The organism is Enterococcus sp. HY326 (assembly GCF_026157065.1).
GTDB lineage: Bacteria > Bacillota > Bacilli > Lactobacillales > Enterococcaceae > HY326.
The window spans coordinates 513,469-534,501 of record NZ_JANLGQ010000002.1; the positions used below are offsets into that span (position 1 = coordinate 513,469).

The following is a 21,033-nucleotide window of genomic DNA, read 5'->3' on the forward strand; positions in this document are numbered from 1 at the left end:
CTTAACTTTCTTAAGGAAACTCCTCAAAAAACGGTGGATAATAAAGTCGATGTGTTTAATTTTTAAATTAAAGATAACGGCTGATTAATTCAATTAACTGCGTGGGAAGTGTTTGCAAATCAGAAATATCCAAAAAGCGCTGTTCTCCGTAAATATTTTTGATAATTTCTTTGTCTTGACCGATAGCAGCTGCTAAGAAAATAATCCCCTGCCGTTCATAGTCATTTAGCACCTGTTGAATATCTGCCTTAGCTTTTTGACCAGAATAATCCGGCAACGCTTTTGGCTGACCGTCACTGATGTTAATTAGAAGTTTTGTCGTAGCCGTTTGCTGAACTAACTTATCGGCAATCAAGCGCAGAACGACGCCATCACGATTATTTTGTCGGGGTGTCATCGTCATTAGCTTGCCGTCGACAAATTGAAAGCTGTCTGCAAACTCCTTATAAGAATAAACCGAAGTTTTTTCCCGCATATTTTTGTCCGCGGTGTCGCCATAAATCAAAAGCGGAATGTTAACTTCCTTTGCAAATTCGTTGACGGCTAAAGCGGCAGCCCGTGCTGATTCCAAGCGTTGATCACGAATCATCGAACCGGATTCGTCAATTCTTAAAGCGAGGGCCAAAGAAGGCTCCTCAATTGGTGGATTCTGACGATCAAAATTTTTAAAATCGCCATAGGCAACCCGACTTGCATTAAAGCGGCTGCCTTCATATTTACCGGTTTGATAATTTGCTGGCTGCTCCTTTTCAAGAATCGCTAACATCTGACGGCTTAATTGGTCAACTGTTTTTAACAAGGGCTGCTTTGCAATCTGAGCGGCCTTTAATAATTCGGCATCCACTGTCGGCCTATGGATTATTAGACCACTTTTATTATGAATTGTCTGCTTCAAGAATTCTCTGGCGGCTTTATTCAGCTCCTTTTTTTCAGCTGACTGAGCTTCATTAAAGGCTGTCAGTGCCCCTTCTCCAAGGCCAGCTTCCGTTTTTTCGGAAAGCTCGCCGCTTTCTGAATGTTCAAGACTTGTTTGTCTTTCAATCTGGTCGGTAGCTAGCTCTTCGTTAGCTCGACTTGATAGTTCTGAACTATCAGGTTGAGACGTTTCCTCCGGCTTTTGCACTTCTTCAGTCTCTGCTGCATTTTCTTCGACTGTTTGCAGTTCATCTGTCGGTGCCACTAAATTGGCTGTTAAACTGGCCTCAAAAATATTGCGCTCTTTAGCTTCTGCTTGAGAAATTTTGCGGCCAGCTTTTTGTCGAGGCTGCTGGTTGATGATTCCTCTTAGCTCAAATAAAAGCTGGCTTTCTGCTAAGGCATCTTCTAAAATTTTGAGTTCATTTTCGTCGGTAGTTAATTTATACAAAACCTTCTGGTAAATGGTTGAAAATAAATCTTCTTGATTTTTATAGGTATTGATCCAATAAAAATACGAACGCATGCCAGCCACGCCCTTGATGGCATTATTTTTTGCTGTCAAATCCAATAGCCGAACAATCTCGGCCATTTTTTCCAGTAGCTCTACTTGATTGATGCCGCTTTTGGCGATCCCTCGTTCCACCATTACCGATAAAGGCGGCAAATCCATCTTTTCAGCATGCTGCATGCGATCCCGCAAAGATTCATTCAACGGGCGATTGCCTTGATAATTGCGATTGGTGGTAATCACAATCACACAATCCGGATGCCGCTGCACCATTCCAGTGGGTAGATTTAGCATGCCATCGGACTCTAAAGCAGAATTCAATGCCACTAAAACAGAAGCATCACGAATCACAGTTGGTTCTTGAATTTCCAAAAGATAGCCCTTCTCGATGGCCCGGACAATTTCTGAAGGATAATATTTATATTGAACAGAACTGGTATCCCCAGCTTCAATCCGATTAATAAAGGCAACTAATTTTTGTTTGGCATTGAATGCGTCAATGGAATAATGGCGGCTGATTAACTCTAACACCGTTTCAAGGCTCTCTGTCTGGTAAATACTTTCCAGTAATTCCTGATCTTCTTCTCGATCACTCTCAACGATTGGCAAAAGAGCACCAAAGACATCTGATTTATCCATGTCAGCAAAGCAAGTGATTTTGGTATAGGGCAGCTGCAAATCAGCAGAGAGGGCCTTCGCCAGCTAGGTCTTTCCCGAGCCAGCGTCCCCTTCTAATAAAATATTGCTGATTTTTAATTCTGTATCTAACCAATTATCTTTAATTTCACCGGCAATCCGGATTTCTTCTTGACTGGTTTGATGACTTTGAGGCTTGCGCCAAATCATCTGCTGTTCTAGTTTTGTAAATGGTCTTCCATTGGTGATAACGAAATCCCTCATGCTACTTCCTCCAAATCTATTGCGGGTGTGATAACAAAATTTTGTCGATAACTAAATGGTTGAAAAATTAATCGTGAAGTGCTTGCCGCAACATAATTTCGTTAATAGCCAGCTTCATCTAATAGACGCTTTAAGGTCCTCAGCCGTTCACCAATTAATTCACCATCTTTTTGTAAGGTATCGTGAAATAATAAAATATCTTCATCAATTTTCGGATTGTCCATCGCTATTTCCACTGTCATCCGATTCCCCTGCAGGCCGATGATTTCCACCACCGGATTGGTGACATCATAAAATTTTTCAAAGCGATAGGCATCCTGAAAATATTTAGTCGTTTCAACAACCAAAATCGCCAAATCTAAAATCCGTGTAATCGGTAGTTCTTCCGATTGACGGGACCATTTTTCACCGGTGTAGCGCCAGACTTTTCCAGAAATTTCGACTTTGCCCCGGTCATTCCACTGGGCCAAGCCTAACGAAAGTCCCTTTGCATCTGTTTCCCAGGCAAAATGTCCGTCAATTTTATCATAATCTTCCACCACAATAACGGGTTTATGTTTAAGCGTAGTTGGTATTTTCAAAGTAATTCCTCCTTTAGTAATTTAGTAAATTACTAAATTATACGGAGACTAGTTTTGAAAAGCAATGAATATGGATCGCTGTGAATATTACTCTTAAAAATAGTTTTCTTTCTATAGGGAATAAATTACTTTTACAAACAACTTTTATAGTTAATTTGGCTAAAGCGATTTTTCCAATTGGAGCAATTTTAAACTTATCCTTAATCTAAAATTTTTTTCTGAGCTATTTTCCTTTCAGCTTAAAACCATTTCATCAACACTTTATAACTAAATGTAAAAGTTGAAAAAAATTTCTGACAAGATTCTCACTGATTAAAAATTCGAATCCGTTTATTTGTTTGATTCTTGAGCGGGTTTTGAAGGCCTACCAAATCGACTTCTTTTGTTTTTTAAAATCGTCAGATATTGTATATGAAGTACCGTTTGAGAACGTTTACACAAACTCCTTTCTCCTTTATAATTGAAAGAGAAGATAATAAGGAGTGATGATTATGACTGCCGATAAAAATCTCAAAGCCTCCTATGACAATTATGAGCCCCAACTAGACAGTGTTGATCGTAACCCAGTTTCCTACAGTAACGCCATCCCTTCAGGTAAACAGCGGAAAGAAAGTGCCAATAGCGGCTTCAAAAAAATTGCCATCGCCCTCTTGCATACGATCGTCTTTTTTATTCTTGTCTATCTTGTTAGTTTGATTTTACCCGATGAAGTCGTCAACAATCTGACTTTCTTAGCCGTTACTTTAAGCCTTGGCGGATTGTTATTTCTCTGGCGCTCCAGTCGTGAATAGTTCTCAGCAGCTTTTATAAAGAGCCCCACTGTAAAAAGCGACCTGTAAAAGTCTAAAGCAAGACTTTTTACAGGTTACTCAAAACAGCAGGGCTCTTTTTACATTTTATCAAGAATTTTTTTCACAGAATAATTTTTTTGTTTGAACCAACTGAGTCACGCTTCAGTGAGCTTTAATAAAGTTATCGACTTATTTAAGAATATTTCCTTCCATCACAGTTCATCCCATAGTTGCCTTCAACTAGAAAAATCATTCCTTTTTACAGCAAGTTTGGACCAACTGGTGACCGCAAAAGCTAAACCTAAGCCAATCAGCAGGAAAATCAACCACAAAAGCTTGATTTGTCTTCTTTGAAAAAATAGTTCAAAGAGTCTTCCACCCAGTAAATTTCCCAAAGTTCCACCAATCCCCCAGCCAAAGGAAACAAAACCTAAATAAGTGGCTAAGTGTTGGTTAGGGGCAATCGTCGCCGTCAGATCATCAATGATGGGAATGATACACATGACACCTAAAGAAAAGCAAAAGGTAAAAAGCATTAGAAAAGCTACATTTTCTCCCAGTGCCAACCAGAAAAAAGCAGTCGCTAAAATAAAACTCGCTAAAATAAAAATCTTTTGCAGACTGAAGAATTTCTGTAACCATCCTAATAGGATCATTTGTAAAACCAAAGCTAAGACACCATCTAGACTGTAAACCATGCTGATTAAATTATCGTTACTGAAAAAGTTGCTGATATAAAGTGGAATCGTCAAGGTGAACTGACTATATAAGAACCAAAAACCGCTAGTTATAAGGGTCAGCGTAATGAGTTGTTGATCTTGGAAAACAGCTGTCAAATCCAGTTGCCTTTTTTTCTCGTTAGACTGGCGAGTTTTTTGTGAAAATGTTTGCTGGCTAATCAAAAAAGCAAACAGCAGATGGGTAATGGTTGTTATCAAAAAAATCCCTTGATAATTTGTTTTACAGAAAGTTGCCAATAGCGGACCCAAAAATTGTGCCAAATTTCCCATCATCGCCTTGCCAGTAAAGGCCATCAAACGGTTTTTATCAGCAAACAGAACAACAGCAGCATTTAAAGTGGGATCTTTGAGGGCTCCGCCAAGCCCGACAAGGATCGAGCTGAGGATAATTAACGGCAGGCTAGTCGCAAACAGGTATGAAAAATAACCAACAGCTCGTAAAAGCAAGCCGCTGACCAAAACCGTTTTTGTGCCAATACGGTCGCCAAGAAGTCCACCAAAAAAAGTAAATCCCCGTTGACTGATTAAAGACAATGTCAAAACTAAGCCAATTTGACTAGCGGTTAATCCAATTCTTTGGCTTAGATAGATAGTCCAAAAAGCACTGAGCATAAAGGTACTGATATTCGTTACAAAAATACCAAAAAAAGTTGTGGAAAGCGAAGTGAAGGAAATATTTTTAAATTTTCCCATAGATAATCCTCCTTTTTTTGCTATTATAAAGGCAATAGAAGGTTTATTATTATGGAATATTTTCATTATGATATGCCCAGGAGGAATAGCGATGGATTTTACTGATTTAGAAATTCTAACAATAATTGCCCGCACCAAAAATTTAAGCCAAGCAGCGGAGGCTTTACATTTGTCCCAGTCCACAGTTTCAAAGCGGGTAAAAAATATTGAAGCAGAAGCCGGCTTCGTCATTTTTAATCGGAAAAATAATGGCGTCACACCGACAGCAGCAGGTAAAGTTTTGCTGGATCAAGCGGCCATCTCCCTAGAACAAATGAACCGAAGTCTTGACTTGGCCCGCAATATTGCTCGGGAAAGAGTATTAAAAATCGCAGCCCCCACTGCGGTTGCTGAGATTATCTTTCCTAAATTAATTACTTTTCTCAATCAAGAAAAACTTGCTTATGAGTTTCATCATTTCCATTCGGCAGAAATCGAAAAGCTTTTATTAGCCGGTGCACTTGATATCGGCTTTAAAGAAAATCCTTTTGACAATCACCAGTTGAAGCAAAGAACAGTTTTCAACAGTCCAATTGTCTTGATAAAAAAAGAAAATCAGCCGCCAATAGATGCGCTTACTGATTTCACAGACTTTAATAATCATTTATTGCTTCTATATCCTTGGGGAGTTGATTTCTCTAAACTCGTTGAAAAATTGCTGCAGACGCAAATCCCCCAAGACCAAATGCGCAGAATTGCTCCATTAGCTGTTGTCAAACAGCTTTTACAAGTTAGTGATGCTGCAGTCTTTTTACCACGTTTTTTTGTCGAGAAAGAACTTCAACAACAGGAATTGATTGAAGTGCCAACAAAGCTGGCACAGTCTTGGCATTATTCCATAGATGTCGCTTACAGCCAGTCCCATGTATCGTCTGATTTAGTGGAGGGAATCATTAAGATTCTTCAATAGCCTTTAACGAGAAGGAGTTAATAAAAATTTGAACTAAATTTTTCCATTGGCTAGCATTTTTTCATTTTGTCGCAATTCGTAAAACTCAATTTTCTGATCTAAGCGCTGAAGCGTTGCTCCCAGTTCTTGATATTTTTCTTGAAGGCTTTTCCGCTCATCCTGCAAAATTTGTTGGCGTTGTTCCTCGGTGTCCTGTCCTTCAATAAACAAAGCCGTATAGCTGACTAGCGCTTCAATTGATAAGCCAGCAGAGCGCATGCATTTGATAAACTTAATCCATTCAATATCTTGGAGAGCATAATCTCTCACACTGCCATTTTTTCTTGCAATTGGTGGAATCAAGCCAACTTTTTCATAATATCTTAAGGTAACAGCGGATAATTCAGTTCGCTTAGCAGCTTGGGAAATATTCATTTGGCTCCTCCTTTCATCAAGAGAACTCGATTGTCACTTGGCCGAGTTCTTTAAGTTGCGTTGAAAATGTTGAATCCGTTACTCGCCCCAGCGGTGTGTAAGCATATGATGTTTGAAAACTTTCATAGAAAATAACCAGACAATCATCCCCATAAAGCATAATATCGCCGGCATTAATTTGAGAAATGCGCTGCGAATTCGTCGGCAAACTGGCTTCAAAATAATAATATTTCTCATTGCTATGTAAATCCTGCATCGTTACTTCTAGTGGCAGCAATTCTTTCATGGCGGTCACGGTGGTGTTGTCGAAAAACTCTACATTGTAGGTTTGACCTTGAATAGTCAGTTGTTGAAGTGAACTTGGAGTCGTTGCTGAAGTTGATTCAGTTTCTTGCATAATTGAAGTCTCACTTGTCTCTAAAATTTCTGATACGCCAACCGATGCTTGAGAGGATGATATGGTTGAAGCAATTTCGTTATTTTCTTGCCTTTCTTCAAAGGACTGGCAAGCTGTTAAGCTCAGTCCGAATAATGCAGATAAACTATAAAACAGGATTTTTCTCATCTCCAAACCGCCTTTATTTAATCTTCAAGGATTGTTTTGACAATCTTTGCTGGACTTCCCGCCACAATAACATTATCAGGAACATCTTTAGTGACAGTTGCATCAGCGGCTACAATTGAGTTTTCACCAATCGTTATTCCTGGCAGTACCGTAGCGTTTGCCCCAATCCAAACATTTTTTTTGAGTAGAATCGACGCAACTTTCAGCCCTCGGCGCTTTTTAGGATCGGTCAAATGATTAACAGTAATCAAGCGAGCCCCTGGACCAATCAGGACTTGATCTTCCAAGGTAATGCCGCCTAAATCGACAAAGGTCACATTAAGATTGATAAAAATATTTTTCCCAAATTGGATATGCCTGCCAAAATCTGAGTAGAACGGCAATTGCACTTCCACCGATTCTTCAATTGGTTTGCCGGTAATTGTTTCCAGAGCCTCATGAATTTCGGCTTTGCTGTGAAAGCCAGTATTCAAATCAAATATGCGTCGTTCATTCTGTTCTTTTAGCACATGGATTTCTTTAAAAATCTCTGAGCCTGCTAAAATTTCTTTTCCTTGAAGTTTTTCTAACAAATTAGCTGATGTCATAAATAATTTCTCCTTTGATAGCTTTGTTGTATCTAGCATAACTTGTTATAATAGCCTTGACTAATATTTATATTGAATACTTAGATATGCTTTTAAGCTATAGGAGTTGAGAAAAAATGGAATTACGTGTTTTAAACTACTTTTTAACGGTGGCTCAAGAAAAAACCATCAGCAAAGCTGCAGAGGTACTGCACCTTTCTCAGCCCACCCTGTCTAAACAGTTAAAAGAATTGGAAAATGAATTAGGCGTGCAATTATTTATTCGTGGCAATCGAGAAATTTCTTTAACCGAAGATGGTTATTACCTCGTCAACCGTGGCCGAGAAATTCTCAGCTTAGTGGCCACCACTACAGAAAATTTAGAAAGAAAACAAGCCGTCGGCGGAGAAATTACTATCGGAGCTGGGGAAACTGAAGGAATGAAAATCATCGGAAATTATTTACAGGTTTTACTCGCAGAAAATCCTGCCATTAAAATCAACCTTTTCAGTGGTAATGCCGATGATTTATTAGAAAAAATCGATCGGGGATTGTTGGATTTTGGGATAGTAGTTGATCCGGTGGAAAAACAAAAATATGAATATCTCAGTCTACCCCATCAAGATCAATGGGGCGTGCTAATCAATAACAACCACCCTTTAGCGAAACAAAGCCGCATCTCACCAGCAGATTTACAGGCTGTACCTTTACTAATTTCTAATCAAAGTTTTGTCGACAACCAACTAGCCAGCTGGCTTGGGGGAAATTTAGCCAACTATCAAATTTTAGGCACCTATAATCTATTGTACAATGCTTCTTTATTAGTTAAAGACGGGCTAGCCGCCGCTCTTTGCTTAGATGGTATTATCAATACCATCGGGACAAATTTAAGCTTTTTACCCTGCGAGCCACCCTTAACGGTTTCAGTTAGTTTAATCTGGAAGAAAAATCAAGTTTTCTCCAATGCTGCGAAGGCCTTCTTAACGATTCTCAAGGAAGGCTGACTAAAAAATTTATCAGGTCAGAGGAGACCCCTTTCGCTTTTTCAAATTGATTTTCAAAAAGCACCACAAAAATACCTCAGAAGAATCAGATTTTATTTTTTGCCCTCTCCTCTTCTTCTTGCTTTTAAAGCAGGATTGAAGACTTGTGGGATTCAAAAGAAAAATCTAATAGCTTCTGAGGTCATATTTTGTTTCATTTTATTGTCACTTAATCATCGACAGCTTCTAAACTTTCAGTGGTCAAGTCATCCCCGACTTTTAATTTAGCAAAATATTTTTTGGTTTCCTTGAAGACCACCGGACTCAAGGCAGCCAATGCAATCAAGTTAGGAAATGCCATCAAGCCATTGAAAATATCCGCCAACGTCCAGACCGCTGAAACTGTCATATATGGACCAATAAAGACGGCTAAAATATAAACTGCACGGAAGATTTTAGTGCCCTTGGTGCTGCCGTTAGTCAGATAACTTAAGCATCGCTCTGAATAATAATTCCAGCCCAAAATTGTTGTGAAGGCAAAGAAAGTCAGACACAACATTAATAAAAAGCTAGCGACCGTATAAGAAAACGGCGACGCCTCTGAAAAAGCATAAATCGTTACAGCGGCACCATCTAAACCTAAATCCCAAGCACCAGTCATGATAATTGTTAAGCCAGTCATCGTACAAACGACAATCGTATCAATAAAGGTTGCCGTCATTGAGACAAGTCCTTGTCGCACTGGTTCTTTCGTCCGGGCCGCCGCTGCCGCAATCGGCGCACTACCAAGTCCCGATTCATTTGAAAAAATTCCGCGGGCGACACCCTTTTGCATTGCAACAATCATCGCTCCTAATGCGCCACCAGAAATCGCTCGTAAACCAAAAGCACCTTGGAAAATTTCACTGATCGCTGCAGGCAGATTTTGAATATTAAAGCCAATCGTAACTATACAAAGTCCGACATAAACGACAATCATCGCTGGGACAATCAACTCGGCAACCTTACTGATACGCTTCACGCCGCCTAATAAAACGGCGGCCGCACCAAAGGTTACCATTAAGCCGACAATAATAATCGCAATCGAATATTTTCTGCCAAATAAGGTGACAGTGTTTAAAAAATGCGGATCAAAGAAACTTTGGGCAGCACTCGTAATACCATTGATTTGGGTAAAGGTACCAATCCCTAACAAGCCGGCTAATAGGCCGAAAAAGGCAAAAAATTTCGCCAACCAGCGCCACTTGCTGCCCATGCCCCGCTCAATATAATAAAAGGGGCCGCCTAAGACTTTCCCTTGGTCATCAAAGGTGCGGTATTTTACCGCTAGCAGACCTTCTGCATATTTAGTGGCCATGCCTAAAATGGCGGCCACCTCCATCCAAAAAAGTGCACCGGGACCACCGGCAACAATGGCTGTAGCTACGCCGACAATATTTCCAGTTCCAATTGTCGCAGAGAGTGCCGTACACAACGCAGCAAAACTGCTGACATCACCTTGTCCACCCTCTTCATTTGATACCATATATTTTAATGCTAAGGGCAGCTTACGAAATTGTAGCCCTTTTAAACCGAATGTTAGCAAGACGCCAATTCCCATTACTAAAATAATTAATGGCAGGCCCCAGACTAAATCATTGATACTTGTTAAGAAATCACCCATTTTTTTGTCATCCTCCAGCTTTTTTTAAATTGTACCACAAATTACAAATAAATGAGAAAATATTTATAAAACAATTAGCAAAAATAATTTTAAAATTATTTTACCTAGCTGAAGCTCTAACATTTATACAAAATAAAACACTCTTATACTCCTTCAGCTTGTGCTGATAAAAGTATAAGAGTGGATTAATTATTGAGCAGACACAGCGATTCCAATCGCTTTTTCCCCTAGATGACTGCCAATTACCGGACCAAAGTGGCCGATAATTATTTCAGCATCGGGGTATTTTTGCTGCAGTTTTTCTTTTTCTTCTTCTGCTACTAATAAATTATTGGCATGAATCACATACAGTTTAGTCGGATGTTTAATTTCAACAATCCGTTGACCAATAATCTCTTCGGCACGATTGAAGGCTTTTTTGGTTGAACGGATTTTTTCAAACAAGACAATCTTTCCGTCCACAAAAGTTAAAATCGGTTTGATTTTCAACAAACCGCCGATAATCGCAGCACCATTGGTTAAGCGGCCGCCCCGGACTAAGTTGTTTAAATCATCGACAATCAAATATGCATAAGTATTATCTCGAATAATATCTAAATGCTCTAAAATTTCTTCTAGATTTTTTTCGGCTTCATTTAATTCAATAACAGATTCCACCATATGGCCCATCGGCATACTGGTGATTTTCGAGTCATAAGGAATAATTTTAACCCCATCAATGGCATCTTTAATCCCTTCAAGATTATGAACAAAGCCAGAAATTCCACCGGAAAGATGGATACTGATAATGGTATCATAGCCCTTTTTACCGATTTCTTCGTAAAGGGAAAGCACTTCGCCTAAAGAAGGTTGGGAAGTTTTCGGAAATTCCTTACTGCTTTTGAGTAGAGCATAATATTCATCAGCCTCAATATCGACGCCTTCATTATAACTTTTACCGTCTAAAATAACCGGAATCGGTACAATAAATAAGTTTTCTTTATCTTTAATATGTTCAGGTAATACCGCAGTACTGTCCGTCACCACCGCTAATTTCATTTATTTCCCTCAATTCACTTTTTTTTGCATTAAAAATAATATAGCATAAAATGATTCACTTTAAAAACGTTTGTTAAAATTTATTCATTTAAAAAAGTTTGGACAGCGGAGTAATTGGTGGCCTCATCGATTTCTAGCACACTGCCGGCATCATCATAATAACCGTTTGACCAAGAGCCATCCACAGGAACCGACAATGTACCGATGCCACTTGCACTATTGGCTAAAGTAAAGATATGCGTTAACAAATAAGTAAAAGCTAAGTTTGTCGAGGTGTACCCCATAACTTTTCCAGCTGCATAAGGCATCCGTAAAACTGCTAAAGGATTTTTGACTTGGCTTAAAATTGCGGACATCACCTGTTGTTGACGTCTGACACGGCCAAAATCACTTTCGGCGTCATGACGAAAACGGGCGTATTGCAACAAGGTATTGCCGTCCATTCGCTGCTGACCGGCTTCAATTGTCACGCCATCCAGTTCTAGACTGGTTTCGGCATCAATTTCTATGCCGCTTGGAAAGAGCGCATCAATCACTTTTTCAAAGGATTGAAAATCAACAATTGCATAGTATTCAGTTTCTACGCCAAAATTTTCAGCCAACGTTTGGCGAACTAAATCAGCGCCGCCATATGCATAGGCGGCATTTAATTTATTATAACCATAGCCAGGAATATTCACGTAAGTGTCCCGCATAAAAGAAATGAGTTTCGGCTGATTCGATGGATTATCTAAGTTCACCACCATAATCGTATCGGCTCGGGAAGTTTCACCTTCTCGTGAGTCACTTCCCAAAAGTAAAATATTTTTAGCGCCGCTGCTATCGGCTGTTCCGTTAAAGGTCTGGAGCTCCTGCTGCGGAATCGAGGAATCTGCCTCTGCTTGAAATTTTCCTAAGAAAAAACTGCCGATTTCCAGCAATAAAAAAATAATTAAAATAATACCAATCCGCTTTTTCCAGGATTTGCGTTTTTTCTTAGGCTTTTGACCAGAGCCGCCACTATTACTAGCCTTGGCTTTTTTCTTTTTCGTTGAAAAAAAACCGTATTTGACTTGTTCCTCTTCATTAGAAGGCTGCTTGTACTGTGCTTGCTCCCGCTTTGATTGCTGATTTTGCTGCTGATATTGTTGATCAAATTGATAATACTCGGGATTTTGATAGTGATTGTCCTTCATCGGCTCTTGCAATTGATCATCGTCATTTTCTGAACTGCGATAATAAATGTGCTCGCCATCATCCGGTCGCTCCGGTTGCTGCCGTTCTTTACGGACCGCAAACCCCTTCCCTTTTTTCTCATATTTATCTGATTCGTCATGGACTTTTTTATAACGATCCATTCGGCTCATAACATCCCCACCTTACTTTTGATAGGTTACCTCACTTTTCAGGAAAAAGCATCTTTTTTCACTAGAATTTACTTTTTCTCAAAAAACAGTTGCCTGTCCTACTATATAAATTTATACCCATTCATTTAATGACAATAAAAAAACCAGACCAGCTTTTTTAAAAAGTCTGTCCGGTTTCAGTTTAATCAATTGCTGGAATTAGATGCACATCGTATTTACCAAAAACTTTAATTTCTCCTCCTAAGAGTTCAATCTCCTCTAAGGCATTTTGAATTAACTGTAGCGGCTTGTCGACATTGATATCAACCAAGAAAAAATATTCCCCTAAGCTAGTTTTTAACGGCCGGGACTCAATTTTACTCAAATCGATTTCCCGCCAGCCAAATGCTGACAACGCCTTGTGTAGAGAGCCCGGCATGTTGTTGGGCATGGTGAAGGCCAAGCTCATTTTTTCTTTGCTTTTAGTCAGCTCAACGGCCACATCTGCTTGCCCAATCACCCAAAAGCGAGTGCGGTTAACTTCAATATCTTGAATGTTTTCAGCGACAACCGTCAAGCCGAATTTTTCTGCGGCTTCCTTTGGTGCAATTGCGGCGATAAATTCCTCTGGATGATTTTTAACAAAATTGGCCCCATAAGTTGTTGAAGGAGTCGCTTCGGTTATGACTTCATCAAAATTTTGCTGAATAAAATTTTGGCATTGGGCCAAAGCCTGCGGGTGAGAATATATTTTAGTAATTTCCCGCCATTGTTTTGCATGGGCGGGAGTCATCATTAAATGCTGATGAATCGGCAAAACAATTTCTGCCCCCACTGGTAGCTGAGCCTGATGAAATAAATAATCCAAGGTCATGTTGACGGAACCTTCTAAAGTATTTTCAATCGGCACCACACTTAAGTCAACCTCTTGATATTCAACAGCTTTAATACAAGCGGGAATTGACGGGTACGCAACTAATTCTTCAGTTGGAAAAGCTTTGACGGCTGCCGTTGAGGTGAAGGAGCCTTCAGGACCTAAATACGCAATCTTCATTTAAGCACCTGCCTGCTTAACATCAGTAGCTAAAATTTCAGCGACGATTTCAGCGGGAGATTTGCCAGTGGTTTCCACAATCAGGCTGGCACTTTCTTGATAAAAAGGAATCCGTGGCAGGTAAACTTCTTTAATTTCTTCGGGGCTTTTTGAGACGACTAGCGGGCGGATGCTTGTGTGATCTGCCTTCAAACGCTTCACCAATTCATCTGCATCAGTTTTCAAATAAACAACTGTCGGCATTTGTTTTAATAATTTGCGATTCTCTTCTTTTAAAACAATTCCGCCACCGGTTGAAATGACATGCTTGGGATCTAAGTAGCGGCTTAAAATTTCCGTTTCCCGTTTGCGGAAAGCCTCCTCGCCAAATTGATCAAAATATTCTTGGATAGTCATGCCGATTTCTTCGATAATAACATCGTCAAAGTCAAGATGTCCCACATTGATTTCCTCTGACAGCATTCTGCCAATTGTAGTTTTGCCGGCTCCCATAAAACCGATTAAAACGATTCCCTTCATATTAACGTCCTCCATTCAAACTGGTTACATCTTCAAAAAATTGCGGATAAGAAACGGCAACCGCCTCCGCTTGTTCTAATTCAACAGTTCCATTCTTTACTAAAAGAGCGGCAATTTGCAGCATCATGCCAATCCGATGATCGCCATAGCTGGTGACAGCAGCTCCGTGGAGTGGTGTCGGTCCATTGATAATTAAGCCATCTGCTGTTGCGGTGATATCAGCACCCATTTTTTTCAATTCGGTAGCGACAGCATCAATCCGATTGGTTTCTTTTACTTTTAATTCTTCAGCATCTTTAATGACGGTTTTTCCCGTTGCTTGTGTCGCTAATAAAGCGATAATCGGCAGCTCATCAATCAAACGGGGAATAATAGCACCGCCGATTTCAGTTGCCTTTAGTGAGCTAGTTTTAACAGTTAACGTGGCGCTTTGATTTTTTTCATCAATGGCGCTTTCTGTTAAGCTGCCCCCCATTGCTTGAATCACTTCTAAAATACCGGTGCGGGTCGGATTGATTCCAACATTTGTTAGCGTCACTTCGCTATTCGGTACAATTAAGCCGGCAGCCAAGAAGAAGGCCGCTGAAGAAATATCTCCTGGAACAATCACTGACTGTGCACTAAATGTTTGCGGACCAGTAATTTTTATTTCCCGGCCAGTCACCTCAATTGTGCCACCAAATTGGCGAATCATTTCTTCGGTGTGATTGCGGGAAGCTACTTTTTCAACTATCGTGCTGGTGCCTTGAGCTTGCAGAGCCGCAAAAATAATTGCTGATTTAACCTGCGCACTGGCAACAGGCATCAGATAGTCAATCGGCTGCAGCTTTTTTTGACCGACAATCGTAATTGGCGGCAGTTCTCCACCAGCTGCGCCAGTTAAATCGGCGCCCATTTGGTTCAAAGGATCCATGACACGGGCCATCGGTCGTTTGTTTAATGAAGCATCTCCTGAAAGCACACTGGTAAAATCTGTGCCGGCTAAAATCCCCATGATTAATCGGGTCGTCGTGCCGGAGTTGCCCATTTCTAAAATGTCTGCTGGTTTTTTTAAGCCAGCAAAACCAACGCCTTCAACAGTAATCGTTTCACCGTCGTCTTCAATGGTGACGCCTAAATCTTGAAAGGCTTTGAGGGTCGTCAGGCAATCCTCCCCCCGCAGGAAATTTTTAATCGTCGTCTTCCCCTTGGCTAAAGCACCAAACATAATACTGCGATGAGAAATAGATTTATCTGCGGGCACTTCAATTTCGCCGACTAAACCAGCGGCATTTGTCAATAACTTCATAACGAACTCCTTTTTTTCAACTAGAAACTTTATTTAATCCGACAATGGTAATTGGTTTTGGCTTCTATATAAGCCTTGCCAGCTTCTAAATCTTTTTTTGTTTTAAACGAGACCTGTAAGACACCGATAATATCTTCACGTGTCTCCAAAATTTTCAAATTAATAATCGAGATACCCGCTTCACCTAATAGTCCAGTGACCTCCGCAATTACCCCTGGCACATCTGGTACATCAATAAATAAATCATTAAAAGCGGGTATCGCACCATTTTCATGAACAGGTAGTTTATCTCGGGTATCTTTGGCGGAATCAAAAAAATGATAAATCGCCGACTCGTCTTCAATCGCCAGCCAATGGGTAATATGGGTCATCAACCGCTGCCACTCACTGATTTCCTCCAGCAAAGTTTCCCGGTTACTAATTAAAATATCCGTCCACATCTGCGGATCTGAAGAAGCGATGCGGGTAATGTCACGAAAGCCTCCAGCCGCTAGCTGTCTAGCTCTGGGATAAGTTTGACTAAAAACATCACTTTGATTGACCAAGCCCGCCGCAATAATATGCGGCAAATGACTAAGCATCCCGGTGATTTGATCATGTTCATGGGCCTCCAAGTGCACAAATTTCGCCCGGGTCTGACTCAACATGGCTTCCAATTTTTTTACAGCGGCTGGATTTTCTTCAGCGTTAGTAAAAATGTAATAAGCATTTTCAAATAAATCTGGATTGACTGCTTGAATTCCGGACTTATGGGAACCAGCCATTGGATGCCCACCGACAAAGGTAAAGGGCAACTCTTTGGCAAACTTCACAACTTCTTCTTTGGTACTGCTAGCATCAGTGACAATCACACTGCTTTTTAATGGCAGCTGCGCTAAAAGCTGCAGTTTTTCAAGACAGGATTTGACAGGAATCGCCAATAAAATAATATCCATCTCTGCGGCTACAGCTTCAATGCTCGGCGCAATCTGGTCAATCACTTTTTTTGCTAAAGCGATTTTTTCTGATTCTTTATTCTTATCCCAGCCGAAAATTTCAACGGTAGGATTTTGCTGCTTAAGATTCAAAGCGAGGGACCCGCCGATTAATCCTAAACCAATCACTAAAATTTTTTCATTTTGTTGGGGCATTTTCTAAGCTCCTTTGCGTAAATTATCTGTTAGCCGCAAATGATTTTTTTGCAGCTTGAGTTTGAAAATTAATAGTTTTTCAGATACTCACGATAATCCGCTACGGCCGCTTGCAATTCTTCAAAGGAATCGCTGGAGAATTTTCCCAACACTTCGGCGGCTAAGACCGTTGCCACAACATTCTCACAGACAACCGAAGCCGCTGGCACCGCCGTGCTATCAGAGCGTTCAACACTCGCTTTATAAGGTTCTTTTGAATCAATATCGACACTCATCAAAGGTTTGTATAAAGTCGGAATCGGCTTCATGACACCTCGAACGACAATTGCTTCGCCGTTGGTCATCCCACCTTCAAAGCCGCCAAGATTATTGCTTTTGCGGGTGTAGCCGTTGCTTTCATCCCAGATAATTTCATCCATCACCTGTGAGCCGGGGCGATTGGCCATTTCAAAACCAAGACCAAAGGAAACACCTTTAAAGGCATTGATACTGGTAACAGCTTGAGCAATTTTAGCATCCAGTTTTTTATCCCATTGAACGTAACTGCCTAAGCCGGCTGGCACACCGCCGATAACCACTTCAACGACACCACCAATTGTGTCGCCATTTTTTTTTGTTTGGTCAATCAAAGTTTTCATCTCTTCTTCCACACTAGCATCTAATGCTCTGACAGGGGAAGCTTCTGAGATTGTTTGAATCTCTTTGACGGTTAAATTTTCGGGAACCGTCGCTTCGATACCGCCTAAAATAACCACATGACCGGCAACTTCAATGTCTAATTCTTTTAATAATTTTTTGGCAATGGCGCCAATTGCCACCCGCATGGTTGTTTCTCTAGCCGAAGAGCGTTCTAAAACATTGCGCAAGTCTGCATGATGGTATTTTTGTCCGCCAACTAAATCAGCGTGACCGGGCCGGGGCTTACTTAAACGTCGGAGCTTGCGATCTTTTTCCGGCACTTCTTCAATTGCCATCACCTTGGTCCAGTTTTTCCAATCTTTATTTTCAACCACCATGGTCACTGGAGAGCCTAAAGTTTTTCCGTGGCGCACTCCTGAAGTAAAGCGAACCTGATCTTTTTCAATCAGCATCCGGCCGCCGCGACCATAACCGCCTTGTCTTCTGGCTAATTCAATATTGATATCTTCTGCTAAAAGAGGCATCCCCGCCGGTAAGCCTTCAATAATTGCCGTTAATTCCGGACCGTGGGATTCTCCTGCTGTAATGTAGCGCATGTGTTAGTTCCTCTTTTCTAAATAATTCTGCATCGTTTCAATGGGAATGGTGACAATTTTTGCTTTGCCAATTTTTTCCAGTAAAATAATTTTAATTGAACCGCCTCGTGTTTTTTTGTCGTGGGTCAAGGCTTCATACAAAGCTTGTTGATTCCACGGCTCTTGTTTAATTGGTAAATTAAATTTTTGAATCAGCTGAATCAATTGCTCAGTGGTTCCCGCTGGCATTTCACCTCTAGCTTCGGCAACCTCCGAAATTTTGACCATGCCGATTGCCACACCTTCTCCGTGGGTGACAACACCATAACCGCTAGTATTTTCAACAGCGTGACCGATTGTATGGCCGAAATTTAAAATCAGTCGTTGACCATTGTCAAACTCATCTTCCTCCACCACGGCTTTTTTAATTCTCAAACAAGCTAAAATAACTTCCGTTGCATTTTGTAATAAATCTGCTTCGCCATTAAAACTTGACAATAACTGCCACAGTTCTTCATCAGCGATAGCCGCATATTTAATGATTTCGGCAATGCCTTCTCTCACTCTTCTTGTTTCAAGAGTCAGTAATGTCGCAATATCAATCAAGACGCCATCTGGCTGCCAAAAGGCTCCCACCAGATTTTTTGCACGACTTGTATTGACTCCTGTTTTACCACCAATACTTGAATCCACCTGAGCTAAAAGAGTAGTCGGCACTTGCAGAAAATGAATGCCCCGCATATACGTTGCTGCCACAAAGCCAGCTAAATCTCCAATGACTCCGCCGCCTAAAGCTAAAATGCCATCACTTCTCGTCATTTGATTATCAGCTAAAAAGTCATAGCAGGCCGCTGCCTGGCTTAAAGATTTGGATTGCTCGCCTACTGGAACGACTAATTTACAAACAGCAAAGCCTGCTGCTTTCAGCGACTCTTCAACCGTCGTACCATAAAAGCTGTCCACTGTTTCATCTGTGAGGATTGCAATTTTTTGTGATTGCCAAATTGTTTTGGCCCAGCTGCCGACTTGTTTTAAGCCTTGGTTTTCAATTGCAATTTGATACTGGTGTTGCGGCAAATTTATTTGTAAATCCATCAGACATTTACCGGATTTTCTATAGCGGCAATTTCCTTCATGGCTTTCTCCATAATTTGAACTTCCTTCATCATTTTAAGGTAAGTTTTTTCATTTAGAGATTGTGGTCCATCTGACCAAGCATTGGCTGGATCTGGGTGAATCTCAACAATCATACCATCAGCGCCGGCAGCAACTCCCGCCCGAGCCATTGGTGTCACTAAATCCCAAATACCAGTGCCGTGACTTGGATCGACGATAATCGGGAAGTGGCTCAATTTTTTAATTAACGGAACCGCACTTAAGTCAAATGTATTTCTGGTTGCTGGCTCATAAGTCCGAATACCCCGTTCAATAAAAATCACGTTGTTATTATTTTGCACAGCAATGTATTCTGCGGCATTTAACCACTCATCAATTGTACCGGAGATGCCACGTTTTAAACCGATTGGCTTGCCGGTTTTGCCGACCTTAGATAAGAGTTTGAAATTTTGCATGTTGCGGGCCCCGATTTGTAAAATATCACTGTAGGCAGCTACCATGTCGATGTGTTCTTCATCCATCACTTCAGTAATCACTTGCATATCGTATTTATCAGCAGCGGCCCGAATGTATTTCAAGCCTTCTTCTTCTAAGCCTTGGAAAGCGTAAGGTGAAGTTCTTGGTTTAAAAGCGCCACCCCGTAAAACTTGCGCTCCGCCAGCTTTGGCCATGCGGGCTGTTTCCATAATTTGTTCTAGGCCTTCAATTGAACAAGGGCCTGCCATTGTGACAAAGTTTTCGTTTCCACCAATTTTTACACCATTAACATCAACAATCGTGTCTTGCGGATGGAATTCCCGTGAAGTTAATTTGTAAGTATTAGAAATTCTGACTGTGTTTTCAACACCTTCGTAACTGTTGAACGCCACGTCTTGCATATTGTGAGTGTCACCGATTAAACCGATGACGACTTGTTCTTTCCCTTGATTGACTTGAACCTCCAAGCCTTCTTCTTGAATTCTTTTTAACACTCGTTCTAATTGCTCTTTCGTAGCTCCTGGTTTCATAATTACAATCATTTTTAGTTCCTCCATTTTTCGCTTTTTTTTCGTTTTATTTAATTTGTGTTTATCAGTTTTTTTCAATAATTGGTTTGACTACATCAATTGGCATTGCTTGGCCAGTCCATAATTCAAAGGCAGCCGCTCCTTGATATAAGAGCATGCCTAACCCATTAGAAGTTTTGGCACCACGGACTTTGGCTTCTTTTAATAATTTTGTTTCCCGTGGTGTGTAAATAATATCCACCACAGCTAACTCTTTTGTGATAATATCAAAGTTTTTGATTGTCGAAGCCTCCGTGTTGGGTTTCATGCCAACGCCAGTTGCATTTGTCAAAAGAACACTTTCAGCAACATCTTTCGCTAGAGCCGCTTCATCTGCTAAATCATTTAACACAATTTTACAGCCGGTACTTTCTGCGATGGTTTGCAGAGTGGCTTGAATTCTTTCGAAAAATTCATCTTTAATATTGTAAACGGCAATTTCTTTCACGCCGTCAAGGGCCGCTTGAACAATAATCGCAGTCGCTGCTCCACCGGCTCCGGTAATTGTCATTTTTTTGCCGATGATGTCAACATCAATGTCTTTTAAGCTACGCATAAAGCCGATGCCGTCTGTGATATGGCCGGTAAGTTTACCATCTTGATTGACAATGGTATTGATGGCTCCAACTAATTTAGCAGCATCACTTAAGTCATCCATCAATGGAACCGCCGCAATTTTGTTTGGCATGGAAAGATTAGCACCTAACATTTCTAAATTACGGATGGAATCGATGGCCCGTTCGATGCGATCCGTTCCGAGGTCAAAAGCCAGATAGACTGCATCAATCCCTAAGGCTTGAAAGCCTGCATTTTGAATCATGGGAGAAACGCTGTGGCGAATCGGTGTCGCAAATAAACCAACTAATCTTGTGTGTCCTGTAATTTCCTTTGTCATATAAAATCCCTCCAAGTGTCTTTCCTAAAAAATAAAAAGCGAGGTGCCCATTGTAAATTTTTTGAAAATCTACAGTGGGTCCCCCGCAAAAAAGGATAATAGAAAAGCCACAATAGATTTTTCATCTACGTGGCTGA

19 protein-coding genes and 1 pseudogene are annotated in these 21,033 nt (G+C 40.7%); 3 read left to right on the forward strand and 17 right to left on the reverse strand.

The genetic code is table 11. The features are described 5' to 3' along the window. Positions 1 to 67: 67 nt before the first annotated feature. Positions 68 to 2,326, reverse strand: a pseudogene (locus ORH16_RS07125) (AAA family ATPase). A 101-nt stretch (positions 2,327 to 2,427) separates the two neighbouring features. Continuing rightward, complete coding sequence (locus tag ORH16_RS07130; RefSeq protein WP_265457511.1) at positions 2,428 to 2,907, reverse strand: DUF6530 family protein; 480 nt, start codon at positions 2,905 to 2,907, stop codon at positions 2,428 to 2,430. A gap of 491 nt (positions 2,908 to 3,398) precedes the next feature. Here ORH16_RS07130 and ORH16_RS07135 point away from each other — a divergent pair, with 491 nt between their 5' ends. Further along, positions 3,399 to 3,698, forward strand: a complete 300-nt coding sequence (locus ORH16_RS07135) for a hypothetical protein (RefSeq protein WP_265457512.1) — start codon at positions 3,399 to 3,401, stop codon at positions 3,696 to 3,698. 236 nt (positions 3,699 to 3,934) lie between these two features. Here the strand turns inward: ORH16_RS07135 and ORH16_RS07140 are convergent, their stop codons facing one another. Further along, positions 3,935 to 5,131, reverse strand: a complete 1,197-nt coding sequence (locus tag ORH16_RS07140; protein WP_265457514.1) for an MFS transporter — start codon at positions 5,129 to 5,131, stop codon at positions 3,935 to 3,937. Positions 5,132 to 5,222: 91 nt separating this feature from the next. Between ORH16_RS07140 and ORH16_RS07145 the strand changes: the two genes are divergently transcribed. Next, complete coding sequence (locus ORH16_RS07145; protein ID WP_265457515.1) at positions 5,223 to 6,080, forward strand: LysR family transcriptional regulator; 858 nt, start codon at positions 5,223 to 5,225, stop codon at positions 6,078 to 6,080. A gap of 33 nt (positions 6,081 to 6,113) precedes the next feature. On the opposite strand, the gene ORH16_RS07150 is transcribed toward ORH16_RS07145, so the two are convergent. Genes ORH16_RS07150 through ORH16_RS07160 form a run of 3 tightly spaced genes read right to left on the reverse strand, consistent with a single transcriptional unit; the run spans position 6,114 to position 7,646 of the window. After that, on the reverse strand, positions 6,114 to 6,494 hold the full coding sequence (locus tag ORH16_RS07150) for a MerR family transcriptional regulator (protein WP_265457516.1): 381 nt from the start codon (positions 6,492 to 6,494) through the stop codon (positions 6,114 to 6,116). Positions 6,495 to 6,510: 16 nt separating this feature from the next. After that, entirely contained in the window at positions 6,511 to 7,059 is a 549-nt protein-coding gene (locus tag ORH16_RS07155) for a cyclophilin-like fold protein (protein ID WP_265457518.1), read from the reverse strand. Between the two features lie 17 nt (positions 7,060 to 7,076). Continuing rightward, entirely contained in the window at positions 7,077 to 7,646 is a 570-nt protein-coding gene (locus ORH16_RS07160) for a DapH/DapD/GlmU-related protein (protein WP_265457520.1), read from the reverse strand. Positions 7,647 to 7,762: 116 nt separating this feature from the next. Here ORH16_RS07160 and ORH16_RS07165 point away from each other — a divergent pair, with 116 nt between their 5' ends. Then, entirely contained in the window at positions 7,763 to 8,629 is an 867-nt protein-coding gene (locus ORH16_RS07165) for a LysR family transcriptional regulator (RefSeq protein ID WP_265457522.1), read from the forward strand. Positions 8,630 to 8,837: 208 nt separating this feature from the next. Here the strand turns inward: ORH16_RS07165 and ORH16_RS07170 are convergent, their stop codons facing one another. From ORH16_RS07170 to aroE, 11 genes are all read right to left on the reverse strand, one after another. After that, on the reverse strand, positions 8,838 to 10,271 hold the full coding sequence (locus ORH16_RS07170) for an alanine/glycine:cation symporter family protein (RefSeq protein ID WP_265457524.1): 1,434 nt from the start codon (positions 10,269 to 10,271) through the stop codon (positions 8,838 to 8,840). A 189-nt stretch (positions 10,272 to 10,460) separates the two neighbouring features. Beyond that, the gene (locus ORH16_RS07175) at positions 10,461 to 11,309 is read right to left on the reverse strand and encodes a DegV family protein (protein WP_265457525.1); all 849 of its coding nucleotides are present in this window, start codon (positions 11,307 to 11,309) and stop codon (positions 10,461 to 10,463) included. A gap of 80 nt (positions 11,310 to 11,389) precedes the next feature. Beyond that, positions 11,390 to 12,655 (reverse strand): LCP family protein, encoded by a 1,266-nt coding sequence (locus ORH16_RS07180; protein WP_265457526.1) that lies wholly within the window; start codon positions 12,653 to 12,655, stop codon positions 11,390 to 11,392. 181 nt (positions 12,656 to 12,836) lie between these two features. Further along, positions 12,837 to 13,688, reverse strand: coding sequence for a prephenate dehydratase (gene pheA / locus ORH16_RS07185; protein ID WP_265457528.1), 852 nt, complete (start codon positions 13,686 to 13,688; stop codon positions 12,837 to 12,839). Then, positions 13,689 to 14,207 (reverse strand): shikimate kinase, encoded by a 519-nt coding sequence (locus ORH16_RS07190; protein ID WP_265457530.1) that lies wholly within the window; start codon positions 14,205 to 14,207, stop codon positions 13,689 to 13,691. Between the two features lies 1 nt (position 14,208). Further along, positions 14,209 to 15,495 carry a 3-phosphoshikimate 1-carboxyvinyltransferase gene (gene aroA, locus ORH16_RS07195; RefSeq protein ID WP_265457531.1) on the reverse strand — a complete coding sequence of 429 codons (1,287 nt, stop codon included), beginning with the start codon at positions 15,493 to 15,495 and terminating at the stop codon, positions 14,209 to 14,211. Positions 15,496 to 15,524: 29 nt separating this feature from the next. After that, positions 15,525 to 16,625: a prephenate dehydrogenase gene (locus ORH16_RS07200; protein WP_265457533.1), complete on the reverse strand. Its 1,101-nt coding sequence runs from the start codon at positions 16,623 to 16,625 to the stop codon at positions 15,525 to 15,527. 68 nt (positions 16,626 to 16,693) lie between these two features. Next, a complete protein-coding gene (gene aroC, locus ORH16_RS07205; RefSeq protein ID WP_265457535.1) occupies positions 16,694 to 17,860 on the reverse strand; it encodes a chorismate synthase in 1,167 nt (388 codons plus the stop codon). A gap of 3 nt (positions 17,861 to 17,863) precedes the next feature. After that, positions 17,864 to 18,934 carry a 3-dehydroquinate synthase gene (gene aroB / locus ORH16_RS07210; protein WP_265457537.1) on the reverse strand — a complete coding sequence of 357 codons (1,071 nt, stop codon included), beginning with the start codon at positions 18,932 to 18,934 and terminating at the stop codon, positions 17,864 to 17,866. Next, the gene (gene aroF, locus ORH16_RS07215) at positions 18,934 to 19,974 is read right to left on the reverse strand and encodes a 3-deoxy-7-phosphoheptulonate synthase (RefSeq protein WP_265457539.1); all 1,041 of its coding nucleotides are present in this window, start codon (positions 19,972 to 19,974) and stop codon (positions 18,934 to 18,936) included. Before aroF ends, aroB begins: the two co-directional genes overlap by 1 nt. A 52-nt stretch (positions 19,975 to 20,026) precedes the next feature. Continuing rightward, entirely contained in the window at positions 20,027 to 20,896 is an 870-nt protein-coding gene (aroE, locus tag ORH16_RS07220) for a shikimate dehydrogenase (protein WP_265457540.1), read from the reverse strand. Positions 20,897 to 21,033: the final 137 nt, after the last annotated feature.